The sequence below is a fragment of the Pseudomonas sp. LBUM920 genome, from assembly GCF_003852315.1.
GTDB lineage: Bacteria > Pseudomonadota > Gammaproteobacteria > Pseudomonadales > Pseudomonadaceae > Aquipseudomonas.
In genome coordinates, this window is record NZ_CP027762.1 from 5951393 (window position 1) to 5974120 (window position 22728).

Genomic DNA, 22728 nt, shown 5'->3' on the forward strand with positions numbered 1-22728 from the left:
GGCTTGCCTGCGATAGCATCACCGCGGTCTACCCGTAATACCGGGGTGCTTGCATCGCAGGCAAGCCAGCTCCCACACAAGCCAGCTCCCAAAAGAAAGCCGGCGGATCTAGAGAAAGGGATTAAGCGTAGGTGTCGATCAACGTACCGAGCATTTCATCCGAAGCCTTGGCGACTTTGGCGCCCAGCTCCACTTGAAACTTGCCTTGGGCCATTTCGACCATATTGCTCGCCGAGTTGGACGGCTGAGCCCGGTCGTTGGCTTGCAGACGATCGCTTTGTGCGTCCGATGGCTGGGTCGTCGCGGCGCTGGCAATCTTGCCGGCGGCCTGGTCGACGCGGTTCTGCCCGGCCTGAATCGTGCTCAGCCCCGAATAAAACGCGCTGCTTCCAGAGATTTCCATGGCGTAAGCCTGCCTTTAGAGAATCGTGAACCTGAATTGAAGCAGACATCCCGGCAAAACGCCCGTCAAAAACACTAATGGCATAATGCCTTAGCGATAGCCAAAATCAGTCAAGCAGGTCCAGTTCCAGGTATTCGGCGACGGCTTCGGCGCTGGCCTGCTTGAGTTTCGGCACGCGCCCAAGGCAAGGCGCCGGTAACCGCTCAGCCAGGGTGGCGAGGTTCTCTTCCAGACGAGAGGTCTTGGGATCGATGATATTCGCCACCCAGCCTGCCAACGGCAAACCGTCTCGCGCTATGGCTTCCGCGGTGAGCAACGCATGGCTGATACAGCCCAGACGCACGCCCACCACCAGGATCACCGGCAGCTTGAGCGCCTTGGCCAGGTCCGACAGGTTGTCCTGATCGGCCAGGGGCACCCGCCAGCCGCCCGCGCCTTCAATCAAGGTGAAATCCGCCTGCCGCGCCAGAATCTGCTGCATCGGTTTCAACAGCGATTGCACCGTCAACGCCACGCCCGCCTCCCGCGCCGCCAGGTGCGGCGCAATCGCGGGTTCGAACGCCACCGGGTTGACCTCGGCATAGCTCAACGGCAACGAACACTCGGCCAACAGCGCCAAGGCGTCGGCATTGCGTAATCCTTTGGGGGTGACCTGGCAGCCCGAAGCCACGGGCTTGCCAGCGGCAGTGCTTTTACCCGCAAGCCTTGCGGCGTGCAGCAGGCCGGCGGCGATGGTGGTCTTGCCAACATCGGTGTCGGTACCGGTGATGAAGTAAGCGGCGCTCATAGAGGTTTCTCCAGTACGGCATACACCACTTGGTAGGTGGCGGGCAGGCCTTGGGCCTGACGGAACTGCTCGTAAGCGTCCACCAGTGCAACAATCCTTGCGCGCCCCGTCAACCCTCCCGGGCGGCCCGGGTTGAGGTTGTGTGCGCCCAATGCTTTGAGTTCATGGGTCAGGCTGCGCACATCCGGGTAATGCAACACGTGCGGGCGGCGCTCCAGGCTCACCACCCGCAAGCCGCTGGCGGCGCACAGCTGTTGATAAGCCTCAAAAGTGCGGAAGCGATTGACGTGCACCAGGCCGTCTGCGGCCCGCCAGCTTTCGCGCAGCTCACTCAGGGTGCCCACGCACAAGCTCGCAAACGCCAATACCCCGCCCGGTTGCAGCACGCGATAAGCCTCGCTGAGCACGGCGTCGAAATTCGCACACCACTGCACCGCCAGGCTGGAGAAGATCAGCCCGCAACTATTGCCCTGCAACGGCAGGCGCTCAGCATCACCGGCAATAAAGTGCTCGGCGCCGCCCAACGGCCGCGCGTGGTCGAGCATGCCTTCGGCAATATCCACCGCCACCCCCTGGCTGGCGGGCAACCGCTCGCCCAGCACGCGGCTGAAAAAACCGGTGCCCGAGCCCAGGTCCAGCCAGCGTTGCGGCGCGGTGCCCGTCGGCAGGCGAGCCAACAGCTCGTGGCCCACGGCGCGCTGCAACGCGGCGACGCTGTCGTAACTGGCGGCGGCACGGGAGAAAGACGCCGCCACCTGGCGCTTGTCCGGCAAGGCGCCCGGCAGTGTTGGGTGGGATAAATCAGTCATCAACGCACTCGTGCAAAAAAGCCTGGATGGCCCCCGCTACACCGTGAGGGTCTTCCAGAAGAAAAGCGTGACCGGCCTGTTCAATCAGGCCGATTTCTATATCGGGGAGCAGCGCCAGCAGGTCGCCAGCCGCCTGCGCGGGCACCAGACCATCCCAGCCTGCGAACAGATGCAACTGTGGGCCGCGATAGCCGAGCAAAGCTTCGCGGGTATCCAGTTGAGCCAGCAACTCAAGGCCGGTCATCAATTCGCTGGAAGGCGTATTCGGCGCGCCGCTGACCAGTAAACGCGAGAGCCCGCGCGGGTCTTGCGCACCCTTGGCACACAGCAGGCCGAAGCGTTTGAGGGTGACCTGGGAGTCGGCATGGCAGCCGGCGAGAAACGCATCGAATGTCTCAGCCGGCATCGCGCTGGGCCAGCCGGCATGGGCGACGAAACACGGGTTGCTCGCCAACGTCAGCAAGCCGCAGCAACGTTCGCCGCGCCGCGCCGCCAGCTCCGACGCGAGCATGCCGCCCAGGGACCACCCGCCCAGCCAGGCGTTGTCGGGCAGCGTGGCGTCGAGTTCGTCGAGCCATTCACTCACGTCACTCGATTGCAGCGTTGGCAATGGCTCGATCTGCACCTGCAGGTGTTCGTCGAGGCCGCGCAAGGCTGCGGCCAGGGGCTCCAGTGGCGATACGCCAAGGCCCCAGCCGGGCAGCAATATCAGTCGATCACGCATGGTCGGGCTCCGTGGCGCCTAACAAGCGGAAACACTCTTCCAATGCGTTTAACAATAGCTGCACCTGCGCCGCGCTGTGGGCCGCCGTCAAGGTCACGCGCAAACGCGCGCCGCCGGCAGGTACGGTGGGCGGGCGGATCGCGGTGACCATCAGGCCGCGCTCGCGCAGCAACTGCGAAAGGCGCACGGCGCGGGCGCTGTCGCCAATCAGGATCGGCTGGATCGGCGTGAAGCTGTCCATCAGGTCCAGGCCGAGCTGTTCGGCGCCCTGACGGAACTGGCGGATCAGGCCATTGAGATGCTCGCGTCGCCAATGCTCGGTGCGCAACAGCTCCAGGCTTTTCAAAGTTGCGCAGGCCAACGCCGGCGGTTGGCTGGTGGTGTAGATGTAAGGCCGGGCGAACTGGATCAGGCTTTCGATCAGCTCTTCGCTGCCCGCCACAAACGCCCCGGCCGTGCCAAAGGCTTTGCCCAGCGTGCCGACCAGCACCGGCACATCCTCCTGGCTCAAGCCGAAATGCTCGACGATCCCGCCGCCAGTGGCCCCCAGCGGGCCGAAGCCGTGAGCATCATCCACCATCAACCAGGCGCCTTTGGCCCTGGTTTCACGGGCCAGCGCGGGCAGGTCGGCCAGATTGCCGTCCATGCTGAAGACGCCGTCGGTGACCACCAGCGTGTTGCCGGTAGCCTTCTCCAACCGCTTGGCCAGGCTGGCGGCGTCGTTGTGTAAATAGCGGTTGAACCGCGCACCGCTGAGCAAACCGGCATCCAGCAACGAGGCATGGTTGAGACGGTCTTCCAGCACCGTGTCGCCCTGCCCCACCAGCGCCGTGACAGCGCCGAGGTTGGCCATGTAGCCGGTGGTGAACAGCAACGCGCGTGGGCGCCCGGTCAGGTCGGCCAGGGCTTCTTCCAGTTCATGGTGCGGCGTGGCATGGCCAACCACCAAGTGGGATGCGCCACCGCCCACGCCCCAGCGCGACGCACCGGCGCGCCAGGCTTCGATCACATGCGGGTGATTGGCCAGGCCCAGGTAATCGTTGTTGCAGAACGCCAACAGCGGTTGCCCGTCCACGACCACTTGCGGGCCTTGGGGACTGTCCAGCAAGGGGCGTTGGCGATAAAGGTGTTCGGCACGACGGGCAGCGAGACGCGCGGCGAGATCAAAAGACATGCAGGCCTCGGATTAGCAGGTGAACTCGCTCCCACATTTGGAGTGCATTCCAAATAGGAGGATCGGCGTCAAACCGCGGCGTTATAGAACTGCTCGCTGCTCTTGTGCTCCACCAACGCCTGCTCGATCGCCGCCTGGTGCACTTCATCGGCATGCTCTTCACGGGCTTCCGGCAGGATGCCCAGGCGCGCAAACAGCTGCATGTCCTTGTCAGCCTGCGGGTTGGCGGTGGTCAGCAGCTTGTCGCCGTAGAAGATCGAGTTGGCGCCGGCGAAGAACGCCAGGGCCTGCATCTGCTCGTTCATGGCTTCACGGCCGGCCGACAGGCGCACGTGCGACTGCGGCATCAGGATGCGCGCCACGGCCAGCATGCGGATGAAGTCGAACGGGTCGATGTCATCGGCGTTTTCCAGCGGCGTACCGGCCACCTTCACCAGCATGTTGATCGGCACCGACTCCGGATGCTCCGGCAGGTTGGCCAGCTGGATCAGCAGGTTGGCGCGGTCGTCGAGGGACTCGCCCATGCCGAGGATGCCACCCGAACAGATCTTCATGCCCGAATCGCGCACATAGGCCAGGGTTTGCAGGCGCTCGCCGTAGGTGCGCGTGGTGATGATCGAACCGTAGAACTCAGGCGAGGTGTCGAGGTTGTGGTTGTAGTAGTCGAGGCCGGCCTGGGCCAGGGCCTCGGTCTGGTCCTGGTCGAGACGGCCGAGCGTCATGCAGGTTTCCAGGCCCATGGCCTTCACGCCTTTGACCATTTCCAACACGTACGGCATGTCTTTGGCCGACGGGTGTTTCCAGGCGGCGCCCATGCAGAAGCGAGTCGAGCCAATGGCCTTGGCGCGGGCGGCCTCTTCGAGGACCTTCTGCACTTCCATCAGCTTTTCTTTTTCCAGGCCAGTGTTGTAGTGGCCCGACTGCGGACAATATTTGCAATCTTCCGGGCAGGCGCCGGTTTTGATCGACAGCAACGTCGACACCTGCACGCGGTTGGCGTCGAAATGCGCGCGGTGCACGGTCTGCGCCTGGAACAACAGGTCATTGAAAGGCTGCACGAACAGCGCTTTGACTTCGGCTAAGGACCAATCGTGACGCAGGTTGGCAGTGGTGCTGGCGCTCATGGGCGATTCCTTGATTATGCTTGGGCTTTCGCTGCGGGAAGGGCAATACCCACAGTCACGACACGGATGCTCGGCATATTTAAGGAAGATTCATGCACTGTCAACCTGGATACAAACACGAGGTTTACATCTGGCTAAAAAACAACCATACCTGTTTAATTTGCGATGAGGCCACAGAATCAGCCGATTGTGTGTGCAACGTCTGCGAAACAGAGCTGCCATGGTTGCTGGAACAATGCGAGGTGTGCGCCTTGCCGCTGCCAACCAGCGGTTTGATCTGCGGCCAATGCCTGAAAAACCCGCCTGCGTTTAAACACGTCGTCGCGCCGTGGTCCTTCAGCTTTCCCGTCGACACCCTGATCAGCCGCTTCAAGCATCAGTCACGCTGGCCTCTCGGCCATCTGCTCGCGCGCCTGCTGGGGCATCACCTGCAACACCGTTTTGACAACGCCGAACTCGAGCGCCCGGACTGCCTGCTGCCCGTGCCCCTGGCGCGTAAACGCCTGCGCGAACGTGGCTTCAACCAGGCGCTGATGCTGTCACGCTGGCTGAGTGCACAGCTTGCTATCCCGCACGATGACCATCTGTTGTTACGCCCCCATGAAACCGTCGCGCAACAAGCCCTCGACGCCAAAACCCGCAAGCGCAACCTGCTCGCCGCGTTTGCACTGGCTCCCGACGCCCAGGTGCAAGGCCGCCACCTGGCGCTGGTCGACGACGTACTGACCACCGGCGCCACCGCCCACAGCCTGGCGCGGTTGTTGATGGACGCGGGAGCGCGGCAAGTCGACGTGTACTGCCTGGCACGCACACCTAAACCCGGGGCATGACTTGACTCGCGTGCGCCACGCCTGCAACGTCCGCTGACCTTATCGAAGCGTATCCACATGTCTCTGCCGACCTCGCTCAGCCAACACATCATCCGCCGCCCCCAGCGCATCGCCTTGCTGGCGCACATCGCCGAGCAAGGCTCGATCACCCGCGCGGCCAAGAGCGCCGGTTTGAGTTACAAGGCCGCCTGGGATGCCATCGACGAACTGAACAACCTGGCGCAAAAACCGCTGGTGGAACGCAGCGTCGGCGGCAAAGGCGGCGGCGGTGCCAAGCTGACGGCCGAGGGTGAGCGCGTGCTGCGCCTTTACCAGCGTTTGCAAGTGTTGCAGGCCCAGGTGCTGGGCTCGGACGAAGACGCGAGCGACTTCAACCTGCTCGGCCGGCTGATGCTGCGCACCAGCGCGCGCAACCAACTGCACGGCCAGGTCATCGCGATTGAAAGCCATGGCCGCAATGACATGATCCGCCTGCAACTGTCGGGCGCCTTGAGCCTGAGCGCGCAGATCACCCACGACAGCACGCTGCGCCTGGAACTGGAGACCGGCGTGGAAGTGGTCGCCTTGATCAAGGCCGGCTGGCTGGAATTGCTCGCCCTGGGGCAGGTAGCAACACCTGGACACAATTGCATGAGCGGCGTGATCGAGACGATTCTCGACGCCGACGACGGCCCCAGCGAGGTGCGCATCACCCTGCCCAACGGCCAAGTTTTATGCGCCTTGGCGCAGCCCGCCGCGCTCAAGGCGTTGAAAGCCGCCGAGGGCCAGCCAATTCAGGTGCAGTTCTCGCCCAGCAACGTGTTGCTCGGCACGCCGGTGTAGCGCGAGGGCTACTTCAAACTGCAACAATTTCGTCACGCGTGCTCCTTAAGGTGTCTGCAAAAACCGCAGGGAGCCTGAAATGAGCCTATTAGAAGACAACCAAGCCACCGACCTTGAACAGATGGTCGGCCTCACCCGCCGCCGTTTCATCGGCGCGGGGGCTTTGTGCGGCGCCGCGATGTTCCTCGGCGGCAACCTGCTTAGCCGCAGCGCCCTGGCTGTCAACGCCGCGTCCAGCAGCCCGTTGCTGGGGTTCCCCAGCATCGCCGCCGCCACCCGCGACGCCATCACCCTGCCACCCGGCTACAGTGCTTCGGTGCTGATCAGCTGGGGCCAGCCATTGCACAAAAATGCCCCGGCGTTCGACCCCTCCGGCAACGGCAGCGCCAAGGCCCAGGAGCAACAGTTCGGTGACAACAACGACGGGATGAGCCTGTTCGCCTTCCCCGGTGACGACAACCGCGCGCTGATGGCGATCAACAACGAATACACCAATTACCGTTACCTCTACGCCCACGGCGGCGCGCCGCAATCGGCCGAAGACGTGCACAAGGCCCAGGCCAGTGAAGGCGTGTCGGTGATCGAAGTGCGGCGCAAGGGCGACACCTGGCAGTTCGTGCAGGACTCGCGCTACAACCGGCGCATCCATGGCAACTCGCCGATCCGCCTGAGCGGTCCGGCGGCGGGTCACGACTGGCTGAAAACCCGCGCCGACAAAACCGGTAAAAAAGTCCTCGGCACCTTCCAGAACTGCGCCAACGGCAAGACCCCATGGGGCACCTATCTGACGTGCGAAGAGAACTTCACCGACTGCTTTGGCAGCAGCAACCCACAACAGGCCTTCGACGCCGCGCAAAAGCGCTACGGCGTGGTGGCGGCCAGCAAAGAGATCAACTGGCATCAACACGACCCGCGTTTCGACATGGCCAAGACCCCCAATGAACTCAATCGCCATGGCTGGGTGGTAGAAATCGACCCGTTCGACCCGCAATCCACGCCGACCAAACGTACCGCCCTGGGCCGCTTCAAGCACGAAAATGCCGCACTGGCTGAAACCCGCGATGGCCGCGCCGTGGTGTACATGGGCGATGACGAGCGCGGCGAGTTTATCTACAAGTTCGTCAGCCGCGAAAAGATCAACCACAAGAACCCCAAGGCCAACAAAGACCTGCTCGACCACGGCACCTTGTATGTGGCGATCTTCGACGCAGGCGACGGCAATGCCGACCACCCCAAGGGCACCGGCCAATGGGTCGAACTCACCCATGGCAAAAACGGCATTGACGCCAGCACCGGTTTCGCCAGCCAGGCCGAAGTGCTGATCCACGCGCGCCTGGCTGCCAGCGTGGTCAAGGCCACGCGCATGGACCGCCCGGAATGGATCGTGGTCAGCCCCACGGATGGCCAGGTCTATTGCACCCTCACCAACAACGCCAGGCGTGGCGAGGAAGGTCAGCCGGTAGGCGGCCCGAACCCGCGAGAGAAAAATGTCTACGGCCAGATCCTGCGCTGGAAAGCCGATGCGGATAACCATGGCTCCAACACGTTCTCCTGGGACCTGTTTGTAGTGGCCGGCAACCCCGGTGTGCATGCCGGCACGCCGAAGGGTGGCTCGTCCAATATCAACCCGCAAAACATGTTCAACAGCCCCGATGGCCTGGGTTTCGACAAGGCCGGGCGCTTGTGGATTCTCACCGATGGCGACTACAGCAACGCGGGTGACTTCGCCGGCATGGGCAACAACCAGATGCTGTGCGCCGACCCGAGCACCGGGGAAATCCGCCGGTTCATGGTCGGGCCAGTGGCATGCGAGGTGACGGGGATCAGCTTTTCGCCAGATCAGAAGACGCTGTTTGTGGGGATTCAGCACCCGGGCGAAACCGGCGGCTCGAGCTGGCCGGAGCATCTGCCGAACGGCAAACCGCGTTCGTCGGTGATGGCGATTCGGCGGGATGATGGCGGGATCGTCGGCGCCTGATAGGCCCCAATCGGGGGCAAGCCCCCTCCCACACTTGACCGCGTTCCTACAGGTCAAACGCGGTCTTCGTGGGAGGGGCTTGCCCCCGATGAGGCCAGTACAGACACCACCTATCTATCGCCGTGTGCGTTACCATACCGGGCCGGACGCGGCGCCCTGCTGCGCGCAGGAGTTCGCATGGCCCATCCGTTTGAAACACTCACCCCCGACCTGGTTCTCGACGCTGTCGAAAGTATCGGCTTCCTCAGCGATGCTCGCATTCTGGCGCTCAACAGCTACGAAAACCGCGTCTACCAAGTGGGTATCGAAGACTCTGAACCGCTGATCGCCAAGTTCTATCGGCCGCAGCGCTGGACCAACGAAGCGATCCTTGAAGAACACCGTTTCACCTTCGAATTGGCCGAGTGCGAAGTACCGGTGGTCGCCCCGTTGATCCACAACGGCGAAAGCCTGTTCGAACACGCGGGTTTCCGCTTCACCCTGTTTCCGCGCCGGGGTGGCCGTGCGCCGGAGCCGGGCAATCTTGATCAGCTGTATCGCCTGGGTCAGCTGCTTGGCCGTTTGCACGCCGTCGGCTCGACCCGCCCGTTCGAACACCGCGAGGCGTTAGGGGTGAAAAACTTCGGTCACGACTCCCTCACGACCTTGCTGGAAGGTAACTTCATTCCGAAAAGCCTGCTGCCGGCCTACGAGTCCGTGGCCCGCGACCTGCTCAAGCGCGTGGAAGAGGTCTACAAAGCCACACCGCACAAGAACATCCGCATGCACGGCGACTGCCACCCCGGCAACATGATGTGCCGCGACGAGATGTTTCATATCGTCGACCTGGATGACTGCCGCATGGGCCCGGCCGTACAGGATTTGTGGATGATGCTCGCCGGTGATCGCCAGGAATGTCTGGGCCAGCTGTCGGAATTGATGGACGGTTATCAGGAATTCCACGACTTCGACCCGCGCGAACTGGCGCTGATCGAACCCTTGCGCGCCTTGCGCCTGATGCACTACAGCGCCTGGCTGGCACGCCGCTGGGATGACCCGGCGTTCCCCCACAGCTTCCCGTGGTTCGGCAGCGAACGTTATTGGGGCGATCAGGTGTTGGCGTTGCGTGAGCAACTGTCGGCACTCAATGAAGAACCGCTGAAACTGTTCTGACACTGCCGCGACGCCTTGTGGGCGCTGGCGACCCAACAACCCAGCTCCCACAGAAAAGCAGCATCCCATCGTCTGACAAAAATCCTTACAATTGCGCCTTTGTTAGCTGCCTATGCAAGGATTCTGCAATGCAACCCGCCAACCCCCGCAAGGGTTACATCCTGGGCCTGAGCGCCTATGTCATCTGGGGCCTGTTCCCGATCTATTTCAAAGCCATCGCCAGCGTTCCCGCCGCCGAAATCATCGTGCACCGCGTGCTGTGGTCGGCGCTGTTTGGCGCTGTGCTGTTGATGGTGTGGAAACACCCGGGCTGGTTTCGTGAACTGCGCGACAACCCCAAGCGCCTGGCGATTCTGGCACTGAGCGGTGCGTTGATTGCCGCCAACTGGCTGACGTATGTGTGGTCGGTCAACAGCGGGCGCATGCTCGAAGCGAGCCTGGGTTATTACATCAACCCGCTGGTGAATGTGCTGCTGGGCATGCTGATTCTCGGCGAACGCCTGCGGCGCTTGCAGTGGATGGCCGTCGGGCTGGCGGCGGTGGGTGTGGCGCAACAGGTATGGCAGGTGGGCAGTTTGCCGTGGGTGTCGCTGGTGCTGGCGCTGACCTTTGGCTTCTACGGGCTGATCCGCAAGCAGGCGCCCGTCAAGGCGCTACCGGGGTTGGTGGTGGAAACCTGGATGCTGGTGCCGATCGCTGTCGCCTGGCTGCTGTTCAACCCGTCGGCACACAGCGCACAGCTTGAATTTTGGGGCACTGGCGAAGCCTGGTGGCTGGTAGCGGCGGGCCCGGTCACGCTGATCCCGTTGGTGTGTTTCAACGCTGCAGCGCGGCATTTGCCCTACACCGCCCTGGGATTTTTGCAGTATGTGGCGCCTACACTGGTGCTGTTGGAAGCGGTGTTCCTGTTCGGTGAACACTTGGCCACCAGCACGCTGATCGCGTTCGCGTTTATCTGGGCCGGCCTGGTGGTTTACAGCCTGGACGCCTGGCTGACGATCCGCAAACGCTGATCAAATAACGTACAAAGCTCTGCAGGCCACAGCGGGCCTGCCTTGCAGACATCCACCCCAAGGTTATCCACAACCTGATCCCCGCCATTTGTGCACAAGCCCTTGAAACTGCTCGTTTTTTGCTCAACTAAAGGAGAAGCCCGGCCGACGTGGCCTGGCGCCGGGTCTCTACAGGTTATCCACAGGCCCATGCAAGATTTCCATGCATAACCCTGTGGGCAGGCCGTTATTCTTCGTGGTGCAACTCCACCATCAAGTCATCCGCCAGGGTTTCCAGGGACAGTTGCAAGGTATCCAGGGATAACGCAGTGGGCACCTGCAACAATGCCTCGGCGGTAAACAACGGATCACCGCTCATGGGCGCCGGGCGCACATCCGTGCTCAGGCTTTCAAGGTTCACGCCCTGTTTGCTCAACAGCGCCGTAATCTCGCCCACGATGCCCGAACGGTCGTTGCCCACCAGCGTCATCAGGATGGCCTTGGGCGCCGCGGTCTGCCCTGAACTGCCCTCACCCACCAGCACGCGAATGCCGTGTGTGGATAAGTCCTCCAGCGCATTCACCAAACCCTGACGACTTTCGGCGGGAACGCTGACCCGCAGGATCCCGGCAAATTGCCCGGCCATGTGCGCCATTCGGCTCTCCAGCCAGTTGCCACCGTGGGCGGCAATATTCTGCGCAATGCGTTCAACCAGGCCGGGTTTGTCGGCGGCAATAATAGTGAGTACAAGATGGTCCATGGCCAAGCCCTCTGAATTCAATCTACAAGGTGGACGCAGGCGCCCTCGAAAACAAATCGTGTACCATTTTTATATTTATCTGGAACAATCTGATAGTTTTTTGAGAACATCCAATACCCCACTGTGACCGCATGACCAAAGTGGGTCGCTAAACGACGTATTTAGTCAAATTTTCACAACCGCAACTCATCATGTAGTATGCAAAACCGCGCACTACATAACGTTAGGTCGATGTCTGCCAAGGCACCAACGTATCGCGATAACCCGCCAGCCCAGCCGCCTTAACGGCATGTACTGGGGGATCGGGTTCGTGGTTTAAATGGCCAGAGGCTTCATTGGTAAATTGAAAAGCTGAAAAGCGCATAAGCTCCGCAGAGTGAGGCAAGCAATGACTGAACACGTTCAAGTCGGTGGCCTGCAGGTCGCCAAAGTCCTGTTCGACTTCGTGAACAACGAAGCCATTCCCGGTACGGGCATCACTGCCGACCAGTTCTGGGCCGGCGCCGACAAGGTCATTCACGACCTGGCACCGAAGAACAAAGCCCTACTCGCCAAACGCGACGATTTCCAGGCGCGGATCGATACCTGGCACCAGACCCACGCCGGCCAGGCCCACGACCCGGTGGCCTACAAAGCCTTCCTGCAAGACATCGGATACCTGCTGCCAGAAGCCGCAGACTTCCAGGCCTCGACCCAAAACGTCGATGACGAAATCGCCCGTATGGCCGGCCCTCAGCTGGTTGTGCCGGTGATGAATGCCCGTTTCGCCCTTAATGCTTCCAACGCACGTTGGGGCTCGCTGTATGACGCGCTGTATGGCACCGACGCCATCAGCGAAGCCGACGGCGCCGAAAAGGGTAAGGGCTACAACAAAGTGCGGGGCGACAAGGTGATTGCCTTCGCCCGTGCTTTCCTCGACGAAGCCGCGCCGCTCAGCGCTGGCAGCCATGTCGATTCCACCGGTTACAAGATCGCTGATGGCAAGCTCATCGTCAGCCTTAAGGGCGGCAGCAACAGCGGCCTGCGCGACGATGCACAACTGATCGGTTTCCAGGGGCCGGCGGACCAGCCGATCGCCATTTTGCTGAAACACAACGGCCTGCATTTCGAAATCCAGATCGACGCCAGCACGCCTGTCGGCCAGACCGATGCGGCCGGCGTCAAAGACGTGCTGATGGAAGCCGCGCTGACCACCATCATGGACTGCGAAGACTCCGTCGCCGCCGTCGATGCCGATGACAAAGTGGTGATCTACCGCAACTGGCTCGGCCTGATGAAGGGCGACCTGGCCGAAGAAGTGGCCAAGGGCGGCAAGACCTTCACCCGCACCATGAACCCCGACCGTGTCTACACCGGCGTGGATGGCCAGGACGTGACCTTGCACGGCCGTTCGCTGCTGTTCGTGCGCAACGTTGGCCACTTGATGACCATCGACGCGATCCTCGACAAAGACGGCAACGAAGTACCGGAAGGCATTCTCGACGGTTTGCTCACCAGCCTGGCGGCAATCCACAGCCTTAACGGCACCAGCAGCCGCAAGAACAGCCGCACCGGCTCCGTGTACATCGTTAAACCAAAAATGCATGGCCCCGAAGAAGCTGCGTTCACCAACGAGCTGTTTGGGCGTATCGAAGACGTACTGAACCTGCCGCGCAATACGTTGAAAGTCGGGATCATGGACGAGGAGCGCCGCACCACGGTCAACCTCAAGGCCTGCATCAAGGCCGCCAGCGAGCGCGTGGTGTTTATCAACACCGGCTTCCTCGACCGTACCGGCGACGAAATCCACACCTCCATGGAAGCTGGCGCGATGGTGCGCAAGGCGGCCATGAAGGCCGAGAAATGGATCGGCGCTTACGAGAACTGGAACGTCGATATCGGCCTGAGCACTGGCCTGCAAGGGCGTGCACAGATCGGTAAAGGCATGTGGGCGATGCCCGATCTGATGGCAGCGATGCTTGAACAGAAAATCGCTCACCCACTGGCCGGCGCCAACACCGCTTGGGTACCGTCGCCCACGGCGGCTGCACTGCACGCGCTGCACTACCACAAAGTCGATGTGTTCGCGCGTCAGGCCGAACTGGCCAAACGCGAGCGCGCGTCGGTGGACGATATCCTGACCATTCCTCTGGCCAGCAACACCGATTGGTCTGACGAAGAAATCCGCAACGAGCTGGACAACAATGCCCAAGGCATCCTTGGCTACGTCGTGCGCTGGATCGATCAAGGCGTCGGCTGCTCGAAAGTGCCGGACATCAATGACGTGGGCCTGATGGAAGACCGCGCCACCCTGCGCATCTCCAGCCAGCACATCGCCAACTGGCTGCGCCACGGCATCGTCAACGAAGCCCAAGTGATGGAAAGCCTCAAGCGCATGGCGCCGGTGGTAGACCGTCAAAATGCGGGGGATGCCCTGTATCGCCCCTTGGCGCCGGATTTCGACAGCAACATCGCGTTCCAGGCAGCGGTGGAGTTGGTGATTGAAGGGACCAAGCAACCCAATGGTTATACCGAGCCGGTGTTGCACCGTCGGCGCCGTGAGTTCAAAGCCAAAATGGGTGTGTAACTAACGAAGGGAGACGTCCCTGATCAAAAGATCAGGGACTGATCCTGCAGGGGCATTCAGATCATGGATAGAGGTAGTTCAACTCAGCCGTCCCCTTGATCTCCAGGTCGCGCCTTCCATCGTTGAACTTCCCACTGAACGTATATTTCAAGTTGTCGGTTGAGTTGGTGGAGGTCACTTCAACCGTTCCGGCAATAGGCAGAAGGATATCGCCCAAGCTGCATCCAAATTTCGAATCAGTTTCCTCGAACTTGTACGTCGTGGTGCCATCCTCGATGGCGGGAACAAATGACATCGAGACTGACGTACGGGTCGCAGAATCTGTACTTTGAAAGTGATTACTGTCACCCGAAACGCTCGTGGAGCTGGTGGTGCGCAAAAGCTTACCGTTGTGGAAAATATCCGCCTTAATCTTGCCAGCTATTTTCATGACTGACTCCTGGTGGTGAATGAAGGGGGCAACCGTTCCCGATCGCCGCGCACTCATCCAGTAAACAGCCCCACCTATTGCTTGCCTACTGTCAGAATTGACAGTGCTTAGCTGATACCGACCAGTGGACGTTACTGCGCCATTCCCAGCTCGCGCTTGACCATCTTCGCCAACTTCACGCTGTCGATAGGCTTGAGCAAAAAGTCCACCACGCTCAAGTGCATCGCATCGATGACATCCGGCGCTTCAGCGTCCCCGGACATGATGATGATTGGCAGCGCCGCCCGAGTAGAGCTGCGCACTTGGCGAATCAATTCCAGGCCATTGCTCGGCGCCATGCGCAGGTCAGTGATCAGCAGACCGATGGAGCTGCTGGAGCTCAACAAATCCCACGCCGCCTCTCCACTGTCGGCGGTCATGCAGCGAATGCCGTCCAGGCCCAGAATCTCCGCCAGTAATTCGCGCGCATCTTTGTCGTCATCGACGATCAACACACGTTGTGGCGGTAAATCAGGCTCCAGCATCACAGCGCTCAGTGCCTCGCGCTCTGCATCACTCAAAATATCGTGGTCGGGCATACGTTTCTCAGCAGTTCTCATCAATCTCCCAGCACACTCGTCAGACATCTGCGGAAGGGCGAACAATGTGCACTTCGTCGGAAAGTTTGACTAGTGGGCGTTCTACGGGGTTTGCACGGTAGCCATGTAAGGTTTTTCCCTAGTCGCCAATGGTTTGACCGCTACCTAGACTTACGTCCAATGGGCACCCAGGGCACGGGGGCCGACCATAAAGGACGATAACGACAAGAAACTGCGGTCACTGTTATGAGTAAAGCTGATGCTTTCACCCAGGCGGGAAAAACCGCCGTGTTGCAGAACATCCACGGCACCCTGCAATTCCTGCAACGCTTTCCCCCGTTCAACCAGATGGAAAACGCACACCTGGCGTATCTGGTCGAACAGTGCCAACTGCGCTTCTATGGTCAGGGCGACAGCATCCTCAAGCCGTCGGGTGGGCCGGTGGAGCATTTCTTCATCGTCAAGCAAGGCCGCGTGGTCGGCGAGCGCCCGTTGCTCAATCAAGACGCGACGCAAACCACCTTTGAAATCACCACCGGCGAGTGTTTCCCGCTGGCTGCGCTGCTGGGCGAACGCGCGACCCGCACCGAGCACAAGGCCGCCGAAGACACCTTCTGCCTGCAACTGAACAAGCCGGCCTTTATAAAGCTGTTCGCGCTTTCGAGCCCGTTTCGCGATTTCGCCCTGCGCGGCGTCAGCAGCCTGCTGGACCAAGTGAACCAACAGGTGCAGCAAAAAGCCGTGGAAACCCTCGGCACCCAATACTCGTTGAACACGCGCCTGGGCGAGTTGGCCATGCGCCATCCCGTCACTTGCAGCCCGAGCACGCCGCTGCGCGAGGCGGTCACGTTGATGCATGAGCAGCAAGTGGGCAGCATCGTCATCGTCGACGCGCACAAGGCGCCCCTGGGAATTTTCACCTTGCGCGACCTGCGCCAGGTAGTGGCCGATGGCACCAGTGACTTCAATCAGGTCATCGAATCCCATATGACCCAGGCGCCGTTCTATTTGAGCCCGGACCACAGCGCCTTCGACGCCGCCATTGCCATGACCGAACGGCACATCGCCCACGTGTGCCTGGTCAAAGACCAGCGCGTGTGTGGCGTGGTGTCCGAGCGCGACCTGTTTTCCCTGCAGCGGGTGGACCTGGTGCACCTGGCGCGCACCATCCGCAATGCGCCACGCGTGGAAAACCTGGTGGCGATTCGCGGTGAGATCGGCCAATTGGTCGAACGCATGCTCGCCCATGGCGCGTCGTCCACCCAGATCACTCACATTATTACGCTGCTCAACGATCACACCGTGTGCCGTGTGATCGAACTGACCCTGGCCGACAAGGGCGACCCCGGCGTGCCGTTCAGTTGGTTGTGTTTCGGCAGCGAGGGCCGCCGCGAGCAGACGCTGTATACCGACCAGGACAACGGCATCCTGTTCGACGCCAAGGATGCCGCCGAAGCCGCCGAGATCCGCGGCCGTTTGTTGCCCTTGGCACAGCAGATCAACCAGAGCCTGGCGTTGTGCGGTTTCAGCCTGTGCAAGGGCAATATCATGGCCGGTAACCCCGAACTGTGCCTGTCGCGGGCCGAATGGGCGCGGCGCTTCGGGGCGTTTATCCGTGAGGCCACGCCGGAGAACCTGCTGGGGTCGAGCATCTATTTCGATTTGCGCGTGGTGTGGGGCGATGAACAGGGCTGCGAACAATTGCGCCAGGGCATTCTCGATCAAGTCGCGGACAACCGGCTGTTCCAACGCATGCTGGCCGAGAACGCCTTGCGTCAGCGCCCGCCGGTGGGGCGTTTCCGCGACTTTGTGCTGACGCGCAAAGGTGGCGAAAAGGCCACCCTCGACCTCAAGGTGCAGGGCCTTACGCCCTTTGTCGATGGCGCGCGCCTGCTGGCCCTGGCCAACGGCATCCACGCCAACAACACCCTGGAGCGGCTGCGCCAGTTGGTGGACAAAGCGGTCATTGAGCGATTGGACGGCGCCGCGTATGAAGAGGCCTACCACTTTATCCAGCAAACCCGCATGCAGCAGCACCAACTGCAAACCCGCGAGAACCAGCCGTATTCCAACCGCGTCGACCCTGACAGCCTCAACCACTTGGACCGGCGCATCCTGCGTGAATCCCTGCGTCAGGCGCAGCGCCTGCAAAGCAGCCTGACCTTTCGGTACCAACTGTGAGTTTGTTCAGTTGGCTGCGTGCGAAAAAGCCCGGGCTCGACGCTACCCAGCTCATGCGCCTGGCGCAGTTGCCCGCACCTGCCGTGCTGGGGGATGGCGCCTTGCGCAACCAGCGCTGGGTAGTCGTCGACCTGGAAACCAGCGGCCTGAACCTCAACCGCGACCAAGTGCTGTCCATTGGCGCGGTGGTGATTGAGGACGGTGCGGTGGATTTTTCGCAAATGTTCGAACGCACCTTGCACCGTGCCGAAACAAAGCTGAGCCCCAGCGTGCTGATTCACGGCCTGGGGCCCAGCGCCATCGCCGCCGGCACCGACCCGGTCGAGGCGCTGCTGGACTTCATGGCGTTTGTTGGCGACAGCCCGCTGCTGGCGTTCCATGCCCCCTTCGATCAACACATGCTGTGCCGCGCGCTCAAGGACAGCCTCGGCTATCGCCTGGCGCACCCGTTCCTCGACGTCGCCGACATCGCCCCGCTGCTGTGCCCCGACGCGAATATCCGTGAAGCGGGGCTGGACGACTGGATCAACCACTTCAAGCTGCAGGTCGGTGAGCGGCATCACGCCAGCGCCGACGCCCTGGCCACGGCAGAGTTGATGCTCATCCTGTTGAGCCGTGCGCGTGCGCAGCACATCGACTCCCCGCAGGCGCTTCAAGCACGCGTGAGCCAATGGAAACGGCGCAAACAAGCGCCATCGTTTTAATAGCACCGCCCGACAGACGCCAATTGCGCGCGTTCCTTGCCTCTGACACAATCGCGAATAATTCTCGTTAGTTTAAACCCCTTGTTTATTCGGTGATGCCTTGTCGTCGGTCCAGACCCCACACACTGAGCTTGTTGGCGCGTTGTATCGCGACCATCGTGGCTGGCTGTTGGCGTGGCTGCGGCGCAACGTGGCCTGCCCGAGCCGCGCCGAAGACCTGAGCCAGGACACGTTCATGCGCCTGCTGGGCCGTGACGAGTTGCGCGAACCCCGCGAGCCACGGGCATTTCTGGTGGCTATCGCCAAGGGGCTGCTGTTCGACTACTTCCGGCGCGCGGCCCTGGAACAGGCCTACCTCACTGAACTGATGCTGATCCCGGAAAGCGAACACCCGTCGCCGGAAGAGCAGCAACTGATCCTCGAAGACCTCAAGGCCATCGACCGCTTGCTCGGCAAACTGTCGAGCAAGGCCCGCGCCGCCTTCCTCTATAACCGCCTCGACGGCCTGGGCCACGCCGATATTGCCCAGCGTCTTGGCGTGTCGGTGCCCCGCGTGCGCCAGTACCTGGCGCAAGGCATTCGCCAGTGTTACATCGCACTGTATGGCGAGCCGCTGTGAGCGTGGTCAGCGCCAAGCCGGTCTCGGCGCGCGTGCTGGATGCCGCGATTGCGTGGCAACTGTCCCTGGACTCAGGTGACGGCAACTTCGTTGCACAGGAAGAGTTCGCCAAATGGCTGGCCAGCGATGAAGAACATGCACGCGCCTGGCGCCAGCTGGGCATGCTCGACCAGCGTTTCAGCGTGGCCTCGGGCCCCGCGCGCGCGGCGCTGCTGCACTCACGCGAAGGCATTCGCCAGCGCGTGCGCAAGCTTGGACGCGGCGTGGCAAGCATCGCGCTGCTCTGCGGCCTGGCGTTGTTTGCCGGTGAGCGATATGTGCCGATCCATTATTGGCTGGCCGACCAGCGCACCGCCACCGGCGAGCAACGCACGCTGAAACTGGCGGACGGCACGCTGATCAACCTCAACACCCACACCGCCATCGACGTGCGTTTCGACGAAAAACGCCGGCTGATCGTGTTGCAGGAAGGCGAGATTCTGGTCGAAACCGGCCACAACGATGCGCGCCCGTTTTATGTACAAACCCGCGATGGCAACCTGCGAGCGCTGGGGACGCGGTTTATCGTCAAGCGCGAAGACCACGCCACACGCTTGAGCGTGCTGCAGTCCGCCGTGGCTGCCCAGCCCCAGGCACTGCACAAGGAACAGATTTTCAAGGAAGGCCAGCAAGTGCTGATGCGCAGTGACGGCCTCGACCCTGCGCTGGCCGTCTCTCCCGCCGCCGACGCCTGGACGCGCGGCATGCTGGTGGTCGACAACGCCCGCCTGGGCAATGTGGTCGAAGAACTCAGCCGCTACCGCAGCGGTTATCTGGGTGTGGATAAAACCGTGGCCGATCTGCGCATCACCGGCAGCTTCCCGCTGCACGACACGACGCTGGCGCTGAACGCGCTGCTGCCGACGCTGCCGGTACAGATCGAGCAGCACACACTGTGGTGGACCCAGGTGGTCGCAAGGCCGGCGCAAGGAGGGTCGGTTAGCAATAATTGAATCGAGACTATCTCGAAACGTTACAAAAAACTGTCATTTCTCACAGGTACGCAGCCCTGTCTTTTGCCATCCAATGAGCCTTCGTTTTTTCCAGCATTTTGCGGGTGAAGCGATCCTGTTCGGCTAAAGAGGATGGACCCATGTCAACCCAACTCAACATCTACAGTCAGAACTATGTCTTCGCCTTTCCTGGCCAAGGGAGCGATCCGTGCGGCGCTCTGGCGGAGCTGTATCAGCATGTACCCGAAGCCCGGGACCCAATTGACACGATTCTGGCAATCATCGAAACCGAGGCGGCGGCGCACGAACCTGATCCCCATCCAGGGTTGGTTACCCAGGTTCTATTGACCCGCGATCACGCCCTGCCGCTGCCTTCGGGTGTGGCGCAACTGGCGCTGTACGGCGCTGCGGTGGTGCTTAACCAGTTGCTGCAGGCCACGGGCATTGTTCCCTCCCTGATCGTTGCGCAAAGCTTCGGCGAAATTGCTGCCAGGGTGTGTGGCGGCGTGCTCGACATTGCGCAGGGTGCCCGCGCGGTCTGTGCCCTCAACGCCGCCTACCGCAGCGAGGAAGGCCGAGGCAGCATGCTGCTGGTCAACCTTTCAGCGCAGGACACGCAAGCACTGCTGGACCGCTACCCCGAGTCGAACCTGGTGCTGGGCTCCGTCAACGCGCCGGCCCAATGCATCATCAGCGGCGAGACGGCAGACCTGGAGCACCTGCTTGCTCACCACGATGACAGCGCACACCCCTTGCGCCCGGTCTCGATCGCTTACGCGTCGCACTATCCGCCTCACACGGAGGTCGCCCGGCGACTTCACGAAAACCTGCAGCCGCTGGCCCCCAAACCCTTCAAAACACCGATCTACTCAACTGTGCTGGGGCGTCGCTACGAGCCCGAGGACGATTTGCATCACCTGTTTACCCTGGGCGTCACGCAACCCACCAACCTGCCCTACACGTTGGCGCAACTGCCGACGGACAAACACACCGTGTTTATCGACCTTGGGGTAAACAGCGGCCTGTCGGTGTGCATACGCAAAAGCCTGCATCCCGCACAGACCTACGCGCCGCTGGCGCAACCCATCGAAACCCTGCGTCATTTGCTGGTCAACGCGCCCGCCGCGCAAAAGGCCGTGATTGCCTTGCGCCAGCTGGCCAACGGGCCCGTCGATGCCGAGGTTCACGCGCAAATGGCGAAGATTTTCAGCAACCCCGAACTCCATCCTCGCGCCAACCAGAGTTTTCATGACGGCCATCGCCACACCTACCAGCGCTTGCAGCACCTGATGCGCCAGCTGCCCGACGGTATCCATGGCTTTGCGCAGCCGCAGTTATTGATGGCCGAGGCTACCCACGCGGCGCTCAATGATCCTTCGCTGTTCATGGGCTGCGTGATTCAGCAGGGGTTGTGTATCGGTACGCTGCTGGCGTTCGAGCAGGATCACCCGAGCGCCACCCAGTGGCGACGCAAACTGGAGGCCGGCGAGAGTCTGGGGGTTTACGCGCTGACCGAGATAGGCCGCAGCAACTCCCACATGGGCGCGAGTGTCGAGGCAGTATTCGACGCCGACACGCGCACTTTCGTGCTGAACACACCCAACAAGGCCGCGCTTAAATTCGCCAACGTCGGGATCAGCAACCTGGACAAGCTGGGCGTGGTGTTTGCCCAAGTGATCGTTCAGGGCAAGCCCTGTGGCGTCTTCGCGTTCATGCTGCCATTGAGTGACGCCAACGGCCCGCGCCCGGGAGTTTCCATGTCGTCACCGGCGGAAATCCGCGCAGTGCCGCTGGATTACGGCCTGGCGAGCTTTGACAACGTGCGCCTGCCCTTCGACGCGTGGCTGCGCGATGGCGCTTCGATCGACGCGTCCAACCAGTTCCACGACCCATTGGGCAGTACGGACCGTCGCCTGATTCGCTCACTGTTTGCGCCCAAGAATGTGTGGGCGATGGTCGGCGTCGGCTTGAGTTCGGTGATGCTTGCCTGTTCAACCCTGGCCCTGACCCATGCCAACCGACGCACGACCCAGGCGCGGATCGGTAACGGCACCGGCCTGTTGGCTTTTCGCACCCAACGCCGCGCGCTGTTCGGTTGCCTGGCCACGGCGTATGTCATGAAGTGCTTTGCCAACGACTCCGCCCGCCTGTGGATTGAAGGCACGGCCAGTCAGGCGTCACTGCACACCACCGGCACAGGCGACGTGACGTGGACACCGTGGGCCGCCATCAGCCAAACCCTGGCGCTGACCAAGGCGCTGTGTGCACCCGCCGCCGAGGCGCTGGCGACAGAGTGCCGGTTGCGCTGCGGGGTGGCCGGTGCGCTCAACCTCAATCGCTTCGCCGACTACGAAGGCATGGCCAAGATCTACCAGGATGCCGGTGGCAATAACCGCATGATCCTGCTGGACGCCGCCAAGGTACTGATCGGCCAACCCTTGAGCGAACCCACACCCCCCAACCCCCAGGCCGGGCTGGATGACGCCGGGTACTGGCAAGCCATGGCTCACACCCTGGAGTACCGTTTGCTCAAGCACGTGGCCGACCATATTGCCCGGCACCGTGGCGAGGGAGAGGACGACATGCAGGTCTGGAACGCGCAGTTGATGGTCGTTGCCCGCGCAGGAGAGGCTTACGCCCAGCGTCTTGCCATCGACAGCGCAATTCGCGCCGGCAGCTTGCTGCCCCACGGGTTGGCCAAGGAATTGGGCAACGCGCTGTGCGGCCTTTACGTGTTGGAATACCTGAACAAGCATGCCGCCTGGTTCATCAGCGAGGGCCTCATGGACATCGCCCGCTACCGCGCCCTTGAGGCTCGGCTTGATTCGCTGAGCGACTTTCTGGCCACACAGGTTGACGTGTTGATCGAAGCCTTCGGTCATGGCGCAGCCACACGCGCGGCAATCGCCCAGACCGATCATTACCCCGACGCCCTGGCCGACAAACTGCAGTGGGCGGTCGGCTGAAGAACCCAGCTACCCTGAGCCTTGAGGGCCATGCCGTTCGATCAGTTGCGCACCTTCGCAGATTTATTTTCGCTTGGCCCTATCACTTTTTGATTCTCGTCCGGCACCTAGGCAATTGAGAAATGTTTCCATTCAGG

At 61.7% G+C, this 22728-nt stretch carries 20 protein-coding genes; 11 read left to right on the forward strand and 9 right to left on the reverse strand.

Annotated elements, in window-relative coordinates; all coding sequences use genetic code 11:
• Nucleotides 1–121 precede the first annotated feature (121 nt).
• From C4J83_RS27670 to bioB, 6 genes are all read right to left on the reverse strand, one after another.
• Entirely contained in the window at nt 122–403 is a 282-nt protein-coding gene (locus C4J83_RS27670) for a hypothetical protein (RefSeq protein ID WP_025857014.1), read from the reverse strand.
• A gap of 106 nt (nt 404–509) precedes the next feature.
• Nucleotides 510–1190 carry a dethiobiotin synthase gene (gene bioD, locus C4J83_RS27675; RefSeq protein WP_106575548.1) on the reverse strand — a complete coding sequence of 227 codons (681 nt, stop codon included), beginning with the start codon at nt 1188–1190 and terminating at the stop codon, nt 510–512.
• Nucleotides 1187–1999, reverse strand: coding sequence for a malonyl-ACP O-methyltransferase BioC (bioC, locus tag C4J83_RS27680; protein ID WP_124418599.1), 813 nt, complete (start codon nt 1997–1999; stop codon nt 1187–1189). Before bioC ends, bioD begins: the two co-directional genes overlap by 4 nt.
• On the reverse strand, nt 1992–2723 hold the full coding sequence (locus tag C4J83_RS27685) for an alpha/beta fold hydrolase (RefSeq protein ID WP_124418600.1): 732 nt from the start codon (nt 2721–2723) through the stop codon (nt 1992–1994). The genes bioC and C4J83_RS27685 overlap by 8 nt, the downstream gene beginning before the upstream one ends.
• Nucleotides 2716–3897: an 8-amino-7-oxononanoate synthase gene (gene bioF, locus C4J83_RS27690; protein WP_124418601.1), complete on the reverse strand. Its 1182-nt coding sequence runs from the start codon at nt 3895–3897 to the stop codon at nt 2716–2718. Before bioF ends, C4J83_RS27685 begins: the two co-directional genes overlap by 8 nt.
• Before the next feature lie 68 nt (nt 3898–3965).
• Nucleotides 3966–5021 (reverse strand): biotin synthase BioB, encoded by a 1056-nt coding sequence (bioB, locus tag C4J83_RS27695; RefSeq protein ID WP_124418602.1) that lies wholly within the window; start codon nt 5019–5021, stop codon nt 3966–3968.
• A 92-nt stretch (nt 5022–5113) separates the two neighbouring features.
• On the opposite strand from bioB, the gene C4J83_RS27700 reads away from it, so the two are divergent.
• The 5 genes from C4J83_RS27700 to rarD all read left to right on the forward strand — a co-directional run bounded on the left by C4J83_RS27700 (nt 5114) and on the right by rarD (nt 10816).
• On the forward strand, nt 5114–5851 hold the full coding sequence (locus C4J83_RS27700) for a ComFC family protein (RefSeq protein WP_124418603.1): 738 nt from the start codon (nt 5114–5116) through the stop codon (nt 5849–5851).
• A 57-nt stretch (nt 5852–5908) separates the two neighbouring features.
• Entirely contained in the window at nt 5909–6673 is a 765-nt protein-coding gene (locus C4J83_RS27705) for a TOBE domain-containing protein (RefSeq protein ID WP_106575554.1), read from the forward strand.
• Between the two features lie 79 nt (nt 6674–6752).
• Nucleotides 6753–8651 (forward strand): PhoX family protein, encoded by a 1899-nt coding sequence (locus C4J83_RS27710; RefSeq protein ID WP_124418604.1) that lies wholly within the window; start codon nt 6753–6755, stop codon nt 8649–8651.
• Between the two features lie 177 nt (nt 8652–8828).
• A complete protein-coding gene (locus C4J83_RS27715) occupies nt 8829–9803 on the forward strand; it encodes a serine/threonine protein kinase (RefSeq protein WP_106575556.1) in 975 nt (324 codons plus the stop codon).
• Between the two features lie 128 nt (nt 9804–9931).
• Nucleotides 9932–10816 carry an EamA family transporter RarD gene (rarD, locus tag C4J83_RS27720; protein WP_106575557.1) on the forward strand — a complete coding sequence of 295 codons (885 nt, stop codon included), beginning with the start codon at nt 9932–9934 and terminating at the stop codon, nt 10814–10816.
• Between the two features lie 226 nt (nt 10817–11042).
• Here rarD and C4J83_RS27725 read toward each other — a convergent pair whose 3' ends face one another.
• Complete coding sequence (locus tag C4J83_RS27725) at nt 11043–11555, reverse strand: glycine cleavage system transcriptional repressor (RefSeq protein WP_124418605.1); 513 nt, start codon at nt 11553–11555, stop codon at nt 11043–11045.
• A gap of 388 nt (nt 11556–11943) precedes the next feature.
• Here C4J83_RS27725 and C4J83_RS27730 point away from each other — a divergent pair, with 388 nt between their 5' ends.
• Nucleotides 11944–14121: a malate synthase G gene (locus tag C4J83_RS27730; RefSeq protein ID WP_106575559.1), complete on the forward strand. Its 2178-nt coding sequence runs from the start codon at nt 11944–11946 to the stop codon at nt 14119–14121.
• A gap of 61 nt (nt 14122–14182) precedes the next feature.
• Here the strand turns inward: C4J83_RS27730 and C4J83_RS27735 are convergent, their stop codons facing one another.
• Both C4J83_RS27735 and C4J83_RS27740 read right to left on the reverse strand, forming a co-directional pair.
• Complete coding sequence (locus C4J83_RS27735) at nt 14183–14551, reverse strand: hypothetical protein (RefSeq protein WP_119737618.1); 369 nt, start codon at nt 14549–14551, stop codon at nt 14183–14185.
• 131 nt (nt 14552–14682) lie between these two features.
• Nucleotides 14683–15129, reverse strand: coding sequence for a response regulator (locus C4J83_RS27740; protein WP_106575561.1), 447 nt, complete (start codon nt 15127–15129; stop codon nt 14683–14685).
• Nucleotides 15130–15375: 246 nt separating this feature from the next.
• Between C4J83_RS27740 and C4J83_RS27745 the strand changes: the two genes are divergently transcribed.
• From C4J83_RS27745 to C4J83_RS27765, 5 genes are all read left to right on the forward strand, one after another.
• Nucleotides 15376–17310 carry a putative nucleotidyltransferase substrate binding domain-containing protein gene (locus C4J83_RS27745; RefSeq protein WP_124418606.1) on the forward strand — a complete coding sequence of 645 codons (1935 nt, stop codon included), beginning with the start codon at nt 15376–15378 and terminating at the stop codon, nt 17308–17310.
• On the forward strand, nt 17307–18014 hold the full coding sequence (locus C4J83_RS27750) for a 3'-5' exonuclease (RefSeq protein ID WP_124418607.1): 708 nt from the start codon (nt 17307–17309) through the stop codon (nt 18012–18014). The genes C4J83_RS27745 and C4J83_RS27750 overlap by 4 nt, the downstream gene beginning before the upstream one ends.
• 100 nt (nt 18015–18114) lie before the next feature.
• Nucleotides 18115–18633, forward strand: coding sequence for an RNA polymerase sigma factor (locus C4J83_RS27755; RefSeq protein ID WP_124418608.1), 519 nt, complete (start codon nt 18115–18117; stop codon nt 18631–18633).
• Nucleotides 18630–19625 carry a FecR domain-containing protein gene (locus C4J83_RS27760; protein WP_124418609.1) on the forward strand — a complete coding sequence of 332 codons (996 nt, stop codon included), beginning with the start codon at nt 18630–18632 and terminating at the stop codon, nt 19623–19625. Before C4J83_RS27755 ends, C4J83_RS27760 begins: the two co-directional genes overlap by 4 nt.
• Nucleotides 19626–19765: 140 nt before the next feature.
• The gene (locus C4J83_RS27765; RefSeq protein WP_124418610.1) at nt 19766–22591 is read left to right on the forward strand and encodes an acyltransferase domain-containing protein; all 2826 of its coding nucleotides are present in this window, start codon (nt 19766–19768) and stop codon (nt 22589–22591) included.
• Nucleotides 22592–22728 lie beyond the last annotated feature (137 nt).

Bases quoted from the DNA above. Each gene is read 5' to 3' on its own strand.
- C4J83_RS27735 (WP_119737618.1), bottom strand. From the start codon at position 14,551: ATGAAAATAGCTGGCAAGATTAAGGCGGATATTTTCCACAACGGTAAG.
- C4J83_RS27685 (WP_124418600.1), bottom strand. From the start codon at position 2,723: ATGCGTGATCGACTGATATTGCTGCCCGGCTGGGGCCTTGGCGTATCG.
- bioC (WP_124418599.1), bottom strand. From the start codon at position 1,999: ATGACTGATTTATCCCACCCAACACTGCCGGGCGCCTTGCCGGACAAG.
- C4J83_RS27730 (WP_106575559.1), top strand. From the start codon at position 11,944: ATGACTGAACACGTTCAAGTCGGTGGCCTGCAGGTCGCCAAAGTCCTG.
- rarD (WP_106575557.1), top strand. From the start codon at position 9,932: ATGCAACCCGCCAACCCCCGCAAGGGTTACATCCTGGGCCTGAGCGCC.
- C4J83_RS27715 (WP_106575556.1), top strand. From the start codon at position 8,829: ATGGCCCATCCGTTTGAAACACTCACCCCCGACCTGGTTCTCGACGCT.
- C4J83_RS27745 (WP_124418606.1), top strand. From the start codon at position 15,376: ATGAGTAAAGCTGATGCTTTCACCCAGGCGGGAAAAACCGCCGTGTTG.
- C4J83_RS27740 (WP_106575561.1), bottom strand. From the start codon at position 15,129: ATGCCCGACCACGATATTTTGAGTGATGCAGAGCGCGAGGCACTGAGC.
- C4J83_RS27710 (WP_124418604.1), top strand. From the start codon at position 6,753: ATGAGCCTATTAGAAGACAACCAAGCCACCGACCTTGAACAGATGGTC.
- bioF (WP_124418601.1), bottom strand. From the start codon at position 3,897: ATGTCTTTTGATCTCGCCGCGCGTCTCGCTGCCCGTCGTGCCGAACAC.
- bioD (WP_106575548.1), bottom strand. From the start codon at position 1,190: ATGAGCGCCGCTTACTTCATCACCGGTACCGACACCGATGTTGGCAAG.
- C4J83_RS27765 (WP_124418610.1), top strand. From the start codon at position 19,766: ATGTCAACCCAACTCAACATCTACAGTCAGAACTATGTCTTCGCCTTT.
- C4J83_RS27705 (WP_106575554.1), top strand. From the start codon at position 5,909: ATGTCTCTGCCGACCTCGCTCAGCCAACACATCATCCGCCGCCCCCAG.
- bioB (WP_124418602.1), bottom strand. From the start codon at position 5,021: ATGAGCGCCAGCACCACTGCCAACCTGCGTCACGATTGGTCCTTAGCC.
- C4J83_RS27670 (WP_025857014.1), bottom strand. From the start codon at position 403: ATGGAAATCTCTGGAAGCAGCGCGTTTTATTCGGGGCTGAGCACGATT.
- C4J83_RS27725 (WP_124418605.1), bottom strand. From the start codon at position 11,555: ATGGACCATCTTGTACTCACTATTATTGCCGCCGACAAACCCGGCCTG.
- C4J83_RS27700 (WP_124418603.1), top strand. From the start codon at position 5,114: ATGCACTGTCAACCTGGATACAAACACGAGGTTTACATCTGGCTAAAA.